13 protein-coding genes are annotated in these 15,098 nt (G+C 38.7%); 12 read left to right on the top strand and 1 reads right to left on the bottom strand.

The features are described 5' to 3' along the window. Positions 1 to 3: 3 nt before the first annotated feature. Positions 4 to 951 (bottom strand): metal ABC transporter solute-binding protein, Zn/Mn family, encoded by a 948-nt coding sequence (locus ACLIBH_RS04270; protein ID WP_439315458.1) that lies wholly within the window; start codon positions 949 to 951, stop codon positions 4 to 6. 302 nt (positions 952 to 1,253) lie between these two features. Here ACLIBH_RS04270 and ACLIBH_RS04265 point away from each other — a divergent pair, with 302 nt between their 5' ends. From ACLIBH_RS04265 to sufB, 12 genes are all read left to right on the top strand, one after another. Beyond that, on the top strand, positions 1,254 to 3,653 hold the full coding sequence (locus tag ACLIBH_RS04265) for a 3-hydroxyacyl-CoA dehydrogenase/enoyl-CoA hydratase family protein (RefSeq protein ID WP_439315457.1): 2,400 nt from the start codon (positions 1,254 to 1,256) through the stop codon (positions 3,651 to 3,653). A gap of 19 nt (positions 3,654 to 3,672) precedes the next feature. Next, a complete protein-coding gene (locus ACLIBH_RS04260) occupies positions 3,673 to 4,848 on the top strand; it encodes an acetyl-CoA C-acetyltransferase (protein WP_439315456.1) in 1,176 nt (391 codons plus the stop codon). 73 nt (positions 4,849 to 4,921) lie between these two features. Further along, a complete protein-coding gene (locus ACLIBH_RS04255; RefSeq protein WP_439315455.1) occupies positions 4,922 to 6,706 on the top strand; it encodes an acyl-CoA dehydrogenase family protein in 1,785 nt (594 codons plus the stop codon). An 812-nt stretch (positions 6,707 to 7,518) separates the two neighbouring features. Beyond that, positions 7,519 to 7,881, top strand: a complete 363-nt coding sequence (locus ACLIBH_RS04250) for an arsenate reductase family protein (protein ID WP_439315454.1) — start codon at positions 7,519 to 7,521, stop codon at positions 7,879 to 7,881. Positions 7,882 to 7,922: 41 nt separating this feature from the next. Continuing rightward, positions 7,923 to 8,300 carry a glycine cleavage system protein GcvH gene (gene gcvH, locus ACLIBH_RS04245; protein WP_439315453.1) on the top strand — a complete coding sequence of 126 codons (378 nt, stop codon included), beginning with the start codon at positions 7,923 to 7,925 and terminating at the stop codon, positions 8,298 to 8,300. A 5-nt stretch (positions 8,301 to 8,305) separates the two neighbouring features. After that, complete coding sequence (locus ACLIBH_RS04240) at positions 8,306 to 8,665, top strand: toprim domain-containing protein (protein ID WP_439315452.1); 360 nt, start codon at positions 8,306 to 8,308, stop codon at positions 8,663 to 8,665. 4 nt (positions 8,666 to 8,669) lie between these two features. Continuing rightward, on the top strand, positions 8,670 to 8,984 hold the full coding sequence (locus tag ACLIBH_RS04235) for a thioredoxin family protein (RefSeq protein WP_439315451.1): 315 nt from the start codon (positions 8,670 to 8,672) through the stop codon (positions 8,982 to 8,984). Between the two features lie 259 nt (positions 8,985 to 9,243). Further along, positions 9,244 to 10,032, top strand: coding sequence for a Fe-S cluster assembly ATPase SufC (gene sufC / locus ACLIBH_RS04230; protein ID WP_439315450.1), 789 nt, complete (start codon positions 9,244 to 9,246; stop codon positions 10,030 to 10,032). A gap of 21 nt (positions 10,033 to 10,053) precedes the next feature. Then, a complete protein-coding gene (gene sufD / locus ACLIBH_RS04225) occupies positions 10,054 to 11,358 on the top strand; it encodes a Fe-S cluster assembly protein SufD (RefSeq protein ID WP_439315449.1) in 1,305 nt (434 codons plus the stop codon). Beyond that, on the top strand, positions 11,358 to 12,578 hold the full coding sequence (locus ACLIBH_RS04220) for a cysteine desulfurase (protein ID WP_439315448.1): 1,221 nt from the start codon (positions 11,358 to 11,360) through the stop codon (positions 12,576 to 12,578). The genes sufD and ACLIBH_RS04220 overlap by 1 nt, the downstream gene beginning before the upstream one ends. Beyond that, positions 12,568 to 13,002, top strand: coding sequence for a Fe-S cluster assembly sulfur transfer protein SufU (gene sufU, locus ACLIBH_RS04215; protein WP_439315447.1), 435 nt, complete (start codon positions 12,568 to 12,570; stop codon positions 13,000 to 13,002). The genes ACLIBH_RS04220 and sufU overlap by 11 nt, the downstream gene beginning before the upstream one ends. Before the next feature lie 36 nt (positions 13,003 to 13,038). After that, on the top strand, positions 13,039 to 14,436 hold the full coding sequence (sufB, locus tag ACLIBH_RS04210; protein WP_439315446.1) for a Fe-S cluster assembly protein SufB: 1,398 nt from the start codon (positions 13,039 to 13,041) through the stop codon (positions 14,434 to 14,436). Positions 14,437 to 15,098: the final 662 nt, after the last annotated feature.

Here is a 15,098-nt window from a genome sequence, read left to right as displayed (position 1 = left end):
ATTTTATTGTGTCGCTTGATCGAGCACATCAAGATTTTCTCGCATTATAGAAAGATAATCGTAATGATTTTGTATATCTTGTTCGGTTCGAACTTCTAAATTATGAATATACAAAGGCTCTGCTTGAATATACTCTTGGATTATTTTCGTAACCTTATCCGATCCTGTTTGCTCAAATATAACATAATTTAAATTGTTTTCTTTTGCCTTTTTTGCTATTTTAGTTAGGTCCTTTTGTGATGGCTCATCTCCTGAGGTTAAGCCATGAACTGCAATTTGATTAATACCATACCGCTCCTCCCAATACCCGTAGGCAGCATGTGCAACAATAATATCTTTATTTATTTTTTGTTCAAGCGTTAATTTAAAGTCGCCATCAAGGGTATGCAGTTTTTGCTCGAGCTCAACAAAGTTTTCTGTGAAAATTTGCTCATGCTCAGGGCTTAATTGAATGAGCTCTTGTTTTACAATTTCACTTAGTTTAATCATGCGAAGTGGATCGAGCCAAATATGCGGATCCTGTCCGTCATGTTCATGATCGTCCCCATCATTCTCATCATGATGGGAATGTTCTTGCTCAGAAAATAATGCTTCATGGTTAGCTAACTCAACAAAAACAATATTTTGTTTGTCTAAAGCCTCTGCTGCCGTACTCGTAAAGCTTTCCATGCCAGCGCCGAGAAAAATAAACATATTGGCATTTGCCATGTCGGTAATTTCCTTTGATGTTGGCTCAAACGTATGGGCATCCACACCGGGAGGATAGACGGATTTAACTGTCGCAACTTCACCAGCAATTTGTTCGACTGCATATTGAATTGGGTAAATCGACGTATAAATTGTTAATGTAGAATCGTTTTCATCGTTCGTTTGAACTGTATTTGTACACCCAGCAATGGTAAAAATCAAACTAATTAAAAAGAATAAAGACCATCTTTGCTTACGTATCATGTTTGCCTCCTGAATCAATAATGTAGCTTAATTATATCGAAATCATTACGATTTGTAAATTGGAAAGGAATCGTATAACTAGGTAATTGTATGTACGTAGTCATTTACCTATAAACAGTGCACCTCCTATTTGCACACTAGAGACAGAACAATGTGTTTTTCATGAAAAGTTCGCCACCTTTTATTGCGAAAAGTCAGAATATAATTTATTATAAGTATATAAAGGTTTAATAATGTTTAATGTTTACTTTATCGTTATAAAATGAATGAATGTTCATTCAAAAAAGACAGGAGGGTATTCGTTGGTTGCAAACATAAAGCGTGCTGCTGTGCTAGGCAGCGGTGTTATGGGTTCTCAGATTGCCGCACATCTAGTCAATGCAGGTATACCTACACTTATGCTCGACCGTACTCCAACTGCATTAAACGAAATTGAAAAAAGAAAAGGGTTAACATTAAATGATCCAGAGGTTCGGAATCGAATTGTAAATATGGGGCAGCAAGTATTGTTAAAACAAAAGCCAGCTCCACTAACAACAACACGTAATTTGGAATTATTAACAGTTGGAAACTTTACAGACGATATGAGCAAATTGGGACAGATTGATTGGATTATCGAGGTCGTCGTTGAAAACTTAGAAGTTAAGAAAAGTGTGCTTCAGCAAGTTGACGAACACCGAAAGGAAGGTGCTATTGTTTCGACGAATACGTCAGGAGTATCCGTTGAGGCAATGATTGCAGACTGTTCGGCATCATTAAAACGGCATTTTTTAGGTACACACTTCTTTAACCCACCAAGATATTTAAAGCTATTAGAAATAATACCTACAAAAGATACAAAACCAGACTTGATTACCTTCATGAAGGAATTTGCTGAAAATAGATTAGGTAAAGGGGTTGTTGAAGCAAAGGATACGCCAAACTTTATCGCTAATCGAATCGGGACGTATGGTCTGCTTGTAACTGTAAAAGAAATGATAAAAGGAAATTATTCGATAGGAGAAGTAGATTCGATAACCGGTCGACTTATCGGAAGACCGAAAAGTGCTACATTTCACACGTTGGACGTAGTTGGTCTCGATACGTTTATTCATGTAGCAGCGAATGTGTATAGCCAAGTTGAAGGTAAAGAAAAAGAAATTTTCGAAGTGCCTTCATTTATGAACACAATGCTGGAAAAGGGTTGGATTGGTTCCAAAAGTGGTCAAGGATTTTATAGGAAGAAAAAAACCGATAAAGGCAGTACTATTTATGAATTAAATCCAACTACAATGGATTATGAAGAAAGAAGAAAACTGCGTACGAGTGCAATAGAAAGAGCTAAAGCAGAAAAAAAGACAGAACGAAAGCTTAAGGCGCTTATATATGCCTCGGATGACCGAGCTGGTGATTTTATTTGGGCGACAGTAAAACCTGTTCTTCTTTACTCTGCACAGCTCCTTGGGGAGATAGCAGATGACCTTGTTTCTATCGATAAAGCAATGAAGTGGGGTTTTGGTTGGGATTTAGGCCCTTTTGAAATATGGGATGCAATAGGTGTTCGTGATTCGGTTGAGCGAATGGAGCAAGAAGGGGAGGAAATTCCGGATTGGATTCATCAATTTCTGAAGGACGGCAATACGACCTTTTATAAAACAGAAAATAATTCGCCGTATTATTTTCATCATGGGACGTACAAGCGACAATTATTTAATAAGAAAGAAATTCACATAAAACGTCTAAAAAAAGAAAGGAAAGTTATTAAGCAAAATGCTGGTGCTAGCTTAATCGATAGTGGCGATGGCGTTGCTTTACTCGAGTTTCACTCTCCTAATAATGCAATTGGACTTGATGTCATTCAGATGGTTAACGTTGCGCTTGAAGAAGCGAATAAAAATTTTGAAGGTCTTGTAATTGGCAACCAAGGGAGTAACTTTTGTGTGGGAGCAAACATTGCGCTTCTATTAATGGAAGCACAGGATGATAATTTCTTTGAATTAGAAATGGTCGTGCGACAGTTTCAAAAAATGGCGATGAACATTAAATATTCGGAAAAGCCAGTTGTTGCAGCTCCGTTTGGGATGACGCTTGGCGGTGGCGCTGAAGTATCTTTACCAGCAACGTCTATTCAAGCATCCGTTGAAACGTATATCGGGCTTGTAGAATTTGGCGTTGGGCTTATCCCAGGTGGTGGAGGAACGAAGGAGCTTTATTTAAAAACATTACGTAACATGCCGACAGATGTAGCGTATGATCGGATGAAAATCGCAAATTCTGTTTTTGAAAAAATAGCAATGGCAAAAGTTTCAACTTCGGCAGCTGAAGGTGCTGAATTAGGATATTTAGGGCCGGCGGATCGTATAAGTATGAACCCTGCTCATCTTTTATATGAAGCAAAGCAAAAAGTATTGGCATTGGCACAAGCAGGCTATAAGCCATTAATTAGAGATAAGATTCCAATCGTTGGGGATGCAGGCTATGCAGCGATGCTATTAGGAGCAAAAACGTTGCATTATGGAGGCTATGCTTCTGAACATGACCTTAAAATTGCTGAAAAGCTTGCATACGTGTTGTCGGGTGGCCGTCTTAAAGAGGGAACATACATTGACGAACAAGTTATGCTCGACTTAGAAAGAGAAGCGTTTTTAAGTTTAATTGGCGAACCGAAAACACAAGCACGGATGCAACATATGCTTTTGAAAGGGAAACCATTAAGAAACTAATAGAAAAGGAGGAGTCGTTTTGAAGGAGGCAGTCATTGTAGCGGGAGCAAGGACACCTGTTGGCAAAGCAAATAGAGGGTCACTGGCGAACACGAGACCGGATGATTTAGCAGCTGTAACGATCCGAGAAACGTTACAGCGGGCTGGAAATTATAAAGGAAAGATTGATGACGTCATTATCGGATGTGCGATGCCCGAAGCAGAACAAGGGATGAACATGGCACGAAATATTGCCGGTCTTGCAGGTTTGGCAAATGATGTTCCGGGAGTAACAGTAAACCGGTATTGTTCATCAGGTCTGCAAACGATCGCATATGGAGCAGAAAGGATTATGCTCGGTGCCAGTGATGTAATTATCGCTGGAGGTACGGAATCGATGAGTTTAATTCCAATGGGAGGACACGTCATTAAACCAAATCCGAAACTCGTCCAAGATGCGCCAGGCTATTATATGACAATGGGGCACACAGCAGAGGAGGTAGCGAATCGCTTTTCTATTTCACGTTCAGACCAAGACAGCTTTGCGGCAACAAGTCACCATCGAGCAGCAAAAGCAATTGAAGATGGGAAGTTCACGGATGAAATTGTACCTGTTGAAGTGATGGAACGAAACGTTGGTGAAAACAATAAAATCGAGGAGCAATCGTTTCTCTTCGATGTAGATGAAGGGGTGCGCCCTAATACAACTAAGGAAATCTTAGCAACACTGCGGCCGGCTTTCTCCGTTTCAGGAACAGTTACAGCTGGAAATTCCTCGCAAATGAGTGACGGAGCTGCTTCTGTACTTATTATGAATCGAGAAAAAGCAGAGGCTGAGGGCTTGGAGCCGATCGTAAAGTATCGTTCATTTGCTGTTGCGGGAGTAGAACCAGAAATTATGGGTGTTGGTCCAGTCGAAGCAATACCAAAGGCGCTACAGCTTGCAAGGTTAGAACTATCCGACATCGGTCTTTTTGAATTAAATGAAGCCTTTGCCGCCCAAGCAGTACGTGTCATACAAGCTCTAAATTTAGATCCGAATATTGTGAACGTAAATGGAGGTGCAATTGCTCTTGGACATCCACTAGGCTGTACAGGGACAAAATTGTCGTTAACCTTAATTAATGAAATGAAGAGACGGCAAATCCAATATGGGGTAGTTACGATGTGCATTGGCGGTGGAATGGGCGCTGCGGGTGTATTTGAGCTTGTTTAAATATAGAATGCCTCATTCGTTTATAGTCGAATTGTTAACGTTTTATTAAATTCAGTGGAAAGGGCTGATGAAAATGAGCGGGACAACAGAAAAGATGTTTCAAGGTGGGGCTTTTTTAATTGAGGAAATGGATGCATCCGATGTAATAACACCGGAAGATTTTACAGAAGAGCATCGGATGATTGCGAAAACAACGGAAGATTTTATTGTAGGGGACGTTTTACCTAAATTAGAGGAAATAGAAAATCATCAGTTTAGCCATTCGGTTACACTCATAAAAAAAGCAGGAGAACTAGGCTTGCTTAGCGCGGATATTCCAGAAAAATACGGTGGGTTGGAATTAGATACAATTAGCTCTTCGTTAATTACGGAAAAATTTTCGAGAGCAGGTGCTTTCTCTTTAACATATGGGGCGCATGTTGGAATCGGTTCATTACCAATTGTATTCTTTGGTAATGAAGCTCAGAAAGAAAAGTATTTGCCGAAATTAGCTACAGGAGAGCTCATTGCCGCATATGCATTAACCGAACCGTCATCCGGGTCTGATGCATTAGGCGCAAAAACAACTGCAATATTAAATGAAGCAGGCACACATTATGTTTTGAACGGAGAAAAGCAGTGGATAACGAATGCAGCATTTGCGGATGTATTTATTGTTTATGCAAAAATTGATGGCGAACATTTTACAGCCTTTATCGTTGACCGTGATTTTCCAGGTGTTACAACCGGTCCAGAAGAGAAGAAGATGGGAATTAAAGGATCTTCCACGCGCACGCTTGTCCTTGAAGATGCACAAGTACCTGTGGAAAATGTGTTAGGTGAAAAGGGACGCGGGCATATTATTGCCTTTAACATATTAAATGTCGGTCGCTATAAGTTAGCGATTGGCAGTGTTGGAGGAGCAAAACGTGCATTAGAATTGGCTGCTACTTATGCAAATGAGCGGAAACAATTTAATACGGCTATTTCTAGTTTTACGCTTACGCAGGAAAAACTCGGTACGATGGCTGCTGACATCTATGCGAATGAAAGTGCTGTTTATCGTACGGTCGGGCTGTTTGAACAACGAATGAGCAAGCTGTCTGCTGAGCAAAAAGAAGACGGTCGGGAAATTGCTCGAGCTGTAGCAGAATATCAAATTGAATGCTCATTGAATAAGTTTACCGGAACAGAATTACTTGACTTTGTAGCAGATGAAGCAGTTCAACTTCACGGCGGTTATGGTTTTATGCAGGAATATGAGGTGGAGCGCATATATCGTGATTCGAGAATTAATCGAATCTTCGAAGGTACAAATGAAATCAATCGATTGCTCGTACCTGGTACGTTGCTGAAAAAAGCAATGAAAGGAGAATTACCACTTCTAGAAAAAGCGCAACACTTACAGGAAGAACTTATGATGATGATGCCAGAAGAAATAGGAATGGCTTCATTGGAACAGGAAAAATATTTAATGAGAAATGCTAAGAAGATCGTTTTATTAGCTGCAGGGCTAGCTGCGCAAAAACATATGCAACAAATTGAACATGAACAGGAAATTTTGGCGAAATTAGCAAACATGACAGCGTCTGTATATACGATGGAGGCAGCTGTATTACGTACGGAAAAAGCAATTCTTAAAAAAGGCGAAGAGAAAAATAAACAAAAGGTGCTTTATACGCAAGTTTTTGTACAAGAAGCCTTTAACCGTATGGAATCCGAAGCAAAGGAGATTTTAGTTGCTGTCGAAGAAGGGGACACATTACGGATGATGCTTTCGGCGTTACGGAAACTTACTCGCCATACACCTATCAACGTTATTGCAAAAAAGCGTGAAATTGCTTCGGCAATAATTAAAGAAGAAAAATATGTAGTGTAAATTTAAAGCTTGAAAGATTAATAGTATAGAAACATTATTTACAAAGACGTGCGGTAATATGTCAAGTTGAATAGAGTTAGTTACTTATTTATCAAGGTACAATTGTCTTAACCTTACTATCAAAAGAACCAACAGCTAAACCTATAAAAAAATTTTATGGGATGAACACTCTTATCAATTTAGAACAATTGGCAATTAAATTTTGACCGCTGATCAAGAGCCTCGTCTATGAATACGATCTTAGCTTAGAAAGCCGCCCTAGATCTACTAACATTTATGTTCGAATACCAAGGGATACAGCCTGCGTTATGAAAGTTAAATCGCACAATTGGAAACAGTTTTTCTAATGCGATTTGCGATTATACCCGCATGGAGAACTAGAATCGTCCCACATGATCCTAAGACGATTATCTAAGAATATCACGTTCCAAGTAACTACTAGATCTGAGCATTTAATATATAGAAGGCTATGGGTAGTGATTCAACTCAAAAAACAGTGCTGTTTATAATTTTTTCAGTAAACAGCACTGTTTTTATTTATTCGAGGCTAGTTTTGTCCTAGTATCACCGAACCTTTTTCAAGGATTCATTCTCCTTTTTTGTCATAATCATATGTTTTTTCCCTCTGAAAACTTCCACAACAACTCATGTATGAATGGATCGTAATAAAATTTTCCGGAAAATATATTAGCAGAAACAACAAATGCATTAAAATACGTTATTACGTGACTTAATCATAAGAAAGCAATCATTCGTCCTTACATCGTTTATTTGTTATACTTAGGGCAAATAGCATTGTGAGGGAAAAAGGTATGACATTAACTTTTAATTGGTATCCAAACTGCAATTCATGCAATAAAGCAAAAAAGTGGCTCGAAAAAAATAATTTAAATTATGAAAGTGTCCATATTGTTGAAAATCCCCCAACAAAAGAAGAATTACTGGCGCTTATTTCCAATAGTGAATTACATGCAAGGAAGTTTTTTAACACGAGCGGGAAAGTGTACCGTGAACAAAATATGAAAGAAAAAATAAAAAATGCAACTGAAGAAGAAATGGCAACGTATCTTGCGTCAAATGGTATGTTAATTAAGCGCCCGATTATTACAGATGGAAATAAAGTGACGGTAGGATTTAATGAACAAACCCTTGAGGAAACTTGGTTGCGTTCGTAAACAGGTGAAAATAAATCGAATTGCGCATCGGAGGTAAAAAGATGGCACCACATGGATTACTATATTCAGAGGAACATAACTGGGTAGAAATAACAGGGAATCAAGCCCGAATTGGCATTACTGCAAATTTACAATCGGAACTAGGAGATGTTGTATTTGTTGAATTACCAGAGGTTGGAGAAAAAACAGAGCATCTGGAGCCTTTTGGAAGTGTAGAGTCCGTAAAAACAGTTTCAGAATTGTATGCACCAGTAAGTGGCACAATTATAGAAATAAATGAAGAGCTAGAAGATCATCCGGAAATTATGAATGACTCGTCATATAAAAACGCGTGGATCATTGTAGTAGAATTAGCCGATAATTCAGAGCTCGATCATTTGTTGTCAAAAGAGCAATATGAGCAGCGTACTGCGGAGTAAATGGAATGAATGCGTCCATGAAAGTTATGATAGTAGAAGGTATATCCGATAAAAGAAAGCTCAGTAGAATCATTTCGGAACCGATAACGATCGTATGCACAAATGGCACGTTAGGCATCGAGCGGTTTGATGAATTATTGGAAAAATACAAGCTTGATGATAAAGAGGTATATATCTTTGTAGATGAAGATTCACCTGGAAAGCAGCTCAGGAGACAATTGGCACACGAGCTTCCTCACGGTGTTCATTTGTATACAGAATTAGAATATAAGGAAGTTGCAGAAACACCCGATCATATGCTGGCAACGATTCTTGCCGAAAAGCATATACGTGTATACTCGATATATTTAATGGACGACAGGTGATATTTTGGAAGAGATAACAAAGCATATATTAAATAAAGATACTTTATTTCTGTTTATCCATTCTCCGTTTTGCGGTACGTGCCACATAGCAAGAAGTATGCTGGAGCAAATAGAAGCAAACCACAATAAAAACTTGTTTTATGAAATGAATGCATCTTTAAATGCGGAGTTTATGCAAGCATATAAAATAGAAAGTGTTCCTTGCTTGTTCATTAAAGTGAATGATGTCGTAAAGGAAAAGGTATATGCGTTTCAAGGGACAGGGAATATTTACCGCTCTATTTTAATTCATTATCCAGATTTACTACGTAAAAACTAACCTTTTATCCACATTTCGTAAATGATTAAAGGAATTATAAGTGTGCTAATTGAGAATGGATATCTTTCAATAAAGCGATAAATTCCAAATTATTTTTGGAGCTTAAATAAGCAAAAGTCTCTTTTTCACTACATTTGCTTTGGTCGAATAAGTTGATAATAAATTCCGTATGCTTTAAGATTATAATGAGAATAAATTGAGAATGAATGTAAATTTCATATTCATTCAATTTACAATAATAGTATTTGGAGGTATAGCTATGTCAGAAACTACTCTAGAAATTAAAAATCTTCATGTATCCATTGAAGGTAATGAAATATTAAAGGGTATTAATCTTACAATAAAGAGCGGAGAATTTCATGCGGTAATGGGACCAAACGGAACTGGAAAGTCTACCCTCGCATCCGCAATTATGGGACATCCTAAATTTGAAATTACTGAAGGAAGTGTCCATTTGAACGGAGAAGACGTGCTTGAAATGGAAGTTGATGAGCGCGCTCGTGCAGGGCTGTTTTTGGCAATGCAATATCCGAGTGAAATTAGTGGCGTAACGACGTCTGACTTTTTGCGTTCTTCCATTAATGCTCGTCGAGAAGAAGGAAATGAAATTTCATTAATGAAGTTTATTAAAGAAATGGACAGTACGCTAGATGAGCTGGAAATTGACCAAAATATGGCTCAACGTTATTTAAATGAAGGGTTTTCCGGTGGGGAGAAAAAACGTAACGAAATCCTTCAGCTCATGATGTTAAAGCCAGAAATTGCAATTCTTGATGAAATCGATTCTGGCTTAGATATCGACGCATTGAAAATTGTAGCTGATGGTGTGAACAAAATTCGTGAGGAAGAGAATTTAGGGTGCTTAATTATTACGCATTACCAGCGTTTGTTAAACTATATCACACCAGATTACGTTCACGTGATTATGCAAGGACGTATCGTGAAATCTGGAGGGCCAGAATTAGCACAGCAGCTAGAGGCTGAAGGATACGAATGGATTAAAGAAGAATTAGGAATTGAAGATGTAACGGTTGGTCAAGAAGCGTAAACGTTAGGAGGGGTAATCATTATGACTGTTATGACGAAGTTACCATATGATAAAGCGTATATAGAAAAGTTTTCCGAAAGTAAAAATGAACCAGATTGGATGAAATCCCTTCGCCTGCAAGCTTTAGAACAAGCGAGTGCACTTGACTTGCCAAAACCAGATAAAACGAAAATAACGAATTGGAATTTCCATCGTTTTAAACACTTTGCAGAAGGTGAACGGATTACTTCTTTAGAAAAGTTGCCAACGGCGATAAACGATTTGTTTGATCAAAATAATATTCCTGAAAATATTGTTATCCAACGAAATCAAACAATTGCATATGAAGCGCTGGACGAAGAATTGAAAGAAAAGGGTGTAATTTTCACTAATATTTTCACAGCAATTCAGGATCATCCAGAACTCGTTCAAAAGTACTTTATGAAAGATGCAGTAAATGTTGATGAACATCGCTTAACTGCATACCATGCGGCACTTATGAATGGCGGGGTATTTGTATATGTTCCTGAAAATGTTCAAATTGACACACCGTTGCAAACGGTTTTCTGGCAGGAAGATCCAGAGGCTGCATTGTTTAATCATGTGTTAGTTGTCGCTGAAAAGAATAGCTCCGTTACTTATGTAGAAAATTATATTTCGGATAACGCTGAGGAAACGGTTGCTAATATTGTTGCAGAAGTATTTGCTCACGATGATGCTCAGATCTCATTCGGTGCAGTAGACTATTTTGCAAATGGTACAACTTCCTATATTAACCGACGTGGTGTTGCACACAATCGAGCGACGATTGACTGGGCATTGGGTCAGATGAACGAAGGTCACACTGTCTCGGAAAACAGCACCCATCTAACTGGACAGCATGCTGTAACAAATGCTCGAACGGTAACAGTAGGCAGTGGGAAGCAAACACAGAACTTTACTGCAAAGACGGTTCATTTTGGTAAAGATACCGATGGGCAAATTTTACAGCGTGGCGTAATGAAAGACAATTCTACAGCTATATTTAATGCAATTGGAAAAATTGAACATGGTGCAACTCGAGCAAATGCGGAACAAGAATCGCGCATTTTAATGTTAAGCAAAAAAGCTCGCGGTGACGCCAACCCAATTCTGTTAATTGATGAAGATGATGTAACAGCAGGGCATGCGGCATCAGTTGGACGAATCGATGAAATGCAATTGTATTATTTAATGAGCCGAGGCATTTCACAGAAACAAGCGGAAAGACTAATTATCCACGGGTTTTTGGCGCCAGTAGTTAATGAATTACCAATCACATCCGTTAAAGAACAATTAAAACAGTTGATTGAAAGGAAAATCGACTAATGGATGTAAAAGCAATTCGTGAACAGTTTCCGATTTTGGATCAAGAAGTAAATGGCCATCCGCTCGTTTATCTCGATTCATCTGCAACATCCCAAAAACCGTTACCAGTGATAGAAGCAATTGATGATTATTACCGCAAATATAACTCCAACGTACACCGTGGCGTTCATACACTAGGTACGCGTGCAACGGATTTATATGAAGGTGCTCGAGAAAAGGTACGCCAATTCATTAACGCCGATAGCACGATGGAAATAATCTTTAATCGTGGTACGACAATTGGATTGAATTTAGTTGCCCAAAGCTATGCACGAGCTAATTTGACTGCTGGGGACGAAATCGTTATTACACCGATGGAGCATCATAGTAACATTATCCCTTGGCAGCAAGCAGCGAAAGCTACTGGAGCTACACTGAAATATATTCCTCTTGAAGTGGATGGTTCAATATCATTAGAGCGTGTACGGGAGACGGTTACGAACAATACAAAAATAGTTGCCGTTGGCCATGTATCTAATGTGCTTGGAACGATTAATCCAATCAAGGAGATGGCAAAAATTGCGCATGATCACGGTGCGATTATCGTCGTAGATGGTGCACAGAGTGTTCCACATTTGCAAGTGGACGTAAAAGCACTCGATTGTGACTTTTACGCATTTTCAGGCCATAAAATGTGTGCGCCTACGGGTATCGGTGTATTGTATGGCAAAAAAGACTTGCTAAACAAGATGGAGCCTGTGGAGTTCGGTGGGGAAATGATCGACTTTGTTGACTTGCACGATTCAACTTGGAAGGAGCTCCCATCGAAATTTGAAGGTGGTACTCCAATTATTGCCGGAGCAATTGGATTAGGCGCAGCGATTGATTTTCTTTCAGACATTGGAATGAATTCTATTACGAAGCATGAAGAGCAGCTTGTTACGTATGCAATGGCAAAGCTTAGCTCCATTAAAGACTTGACAATATACGGTCCGGAGAAAAGAGCAGCACTTGTAACGTTTAATTTAAAAGACGTTCACTCACACGATGTTGCTACTGTACTTGATGCTGAAGGAATAGCCGTTCGGGCAGGTCACCACTGTGCACAGCCATTAATGAAATGGTTAAATGTGTCTGCTACAGCGAGAGCAAGCTTTTATCTATATAATACAGAAGCAGACGTAGATCGTTTGGTGGAAGGACTTTTGAAAACGAAGGAGTATTTCGGGGATGTCTTTTAATAACTTAGACACACTATACAGACAAGTAATTATGGATCATTATAAACACCCGCGTAATCGTGGTCATCTTGAAGATGACTCCCTTACTATTGAAATGAACAACCCTACATGTGGCGATCGGATTTTGCTTCATCTAAATGTAGAAGCTAGTATCGTAACAGACGTAAAATTTAGCGGAGAAGGGTGTTCGATTAGTTTAGCTTCTGCATCGATGATGACTCAAGCTATTAAAGGAAAAAAGATAGAAGATGCATTAGAGATGTCAAAGCTATTTTCAGAGATGATGCTAGGAAATGAAGTAGACCCCGATCGGTTTGGGTTAGAAGATATTGAAGCATTGCAAGGTGTATCCAATTTTCCTGCACGAATAAAATGCGCTACATTGCCGTGGAAAGCATTGGAAAAAGGGATGGAAAACGAATAAGTTAACACCGTTTAAAATCTAAAGGAGGTTTTGCAAATGGCGAAAAATGCTCCGCAAATTGATGAGTATAAATATGGGTTTCATGACAAGGATGTTTCTGTTTTTCGTACGGAAAGAGGCTTAACACGAAAAGTCGTTGAAGAAATATCTCGAATGAAAAATGAACCTAAATGGATGTTAGAAGAACGCCTTAAAGCATTGGAAATTTTTTACAGCAAACCAATGCCACAATGGGGCGGTGATCTTTCAGAATTAGACTTCGATGAAATTATTTATTACGTAAAGCCATCTGAAAGACAAGGAAGATCATGGGATGAAGTACCAGATGAAATAAAACAGACGTTTGATAAATTAGGTATCCCTGAAGCAGAACAAAAATATTTGGCAGGTGTTTCTGCTCAATATGAATCTGAAGTTGTTTACCAAAGCTTAGAAGCCGATCTTGAAAAACTAGGTATTATTTTTAAAGATACGGATACTGCTTTACAAGAGCATGAGGAGCTTTTTAAGGAATATTTTGGTAAGGTAATCCCAGCATCCGATAATAAGTTTTCTGCTTTGAATACGGCTGTATGGTCCGGTGGATCCTTCATTTACGTTCCAAAAGGAGTAGAAACAACTGCACCGTTACAAGCTTATTTCCGTATTAACTCGGAAAATATGGGGCAGTTTGAGCGGACGCTAATTATTGTTGATGAAGGTGCATCTGTTCATTATGTAGAAGGTTGTACAGCGCCAGTATATACGACGAATTCCTTGCATAGTGCTGTCGTTGAAATTTTCGTTAAGCGTGATGCATATTGTCGATATACAACAATCCAAAACTGGGCAAACAACGTATATAACCTAGTTACAAAACGGGCGACATGTGAAGCAAATGCTACGATGGAGTGGATTGATGGCAACATGGGCTCTAAGCTAACAATGAAGTATCCTTCTGTACTTTTACGCGGCGAAGGATCACGTGGAATGACTATTTCCATCGCATTGGCAGGAAAGGGACAGCATCAGGATGCAGGAGCAAAAATGCATCATCTAGCGCCAAATACATCCTCTTCGATTGTATCTAAGTCGATTTCTCGTGATGGCGGTAAAGTATCTTATCGTGGAATTGTTCACTTCGGTAGAAAAGCCGACGGTGCACGTTCAAATATAGAGTGTGACACACTTATTATGGATAATAAATCTACTTCTGATACAATTCCGTATAACGAAATTTACAACGATAACGTTTCGTTAGAGCATGAGGCAAAAGTATCAAAAGTATCCGAAGAACAGTTGTTTTATCTAATGAGTCGTGGTATCGGAGAACAAGAAGCGACAGATATGATTGTAATGGGCTTTATAGAACCATTTACGCGAGAGCTTCCTATGGAATACGCAGTTGAAATGAACCGACTAATGAAATATGAGATGGAAGGTTCGATTGGCTAATTAAATATAAAGGGTTTTCGGGTTAGCTTGTGGAAGTTAGAAAGAGGTTCTCTGACACGAGTGAATGGTAGATATGACACTTCAGCGGGAGGAAGGAGAACGGTGAGACTATATCGTACGTAGCACGTAGCGAGAGAAGACTCACCATTTGCCCAGGGAAGTGAGTATAGCCAAATCTTTCTCTCTACATTATTTTCCGAACCCCCAATAAAATAAAGCTTGAGCATAAAGAGCAAAATACTAGAAAAAATTCCGGTCATCTATAAGACGATCGGAATTTTTTGCATCTATACTATATAGGCGAACATTTCAGGTTGTACAATATATGACGTTGGTGAAGAAAAATCACATTACATTTTGGTAGGGAAATGAAACATGCTTTATTTCAAGCGAAAAGTTGTAGAAACAAAATACAATACAAAACAGAAAGAGATACAGTCCAATGCAAATCAAACAACATTGAAGATTGACTCAAGTATTTGTGGGTGTTATTTTAGGAAGTTAAAAAACCTCTCTTTGTGTATTCGTTAATTTTAGTATTGATTCCTACCGACCGCAGTAGATATACACTACGCCTGTCGGATGTAGTGGCATTTTGCCACGAATCTAACATACTCTTTATATAAAGTTCAAGTTTATAATATGCAACAGTTCTGTCTATT

Source organism: Virgibacillus sp. W0430 (assembly GCF_051846935.1).
In the GTDB taxonomy this organism is placed as follows: domain Bacteria; phylum Bacillota; class Bacilli; order Bacillales; family Amphibacillaceae; genus JBPYCR01.
The sequence above is the reverse complement of the archived record's forward strand: the minus strand, read 5'-3'. Positions and strand labels throughout refer to the sequence as shown.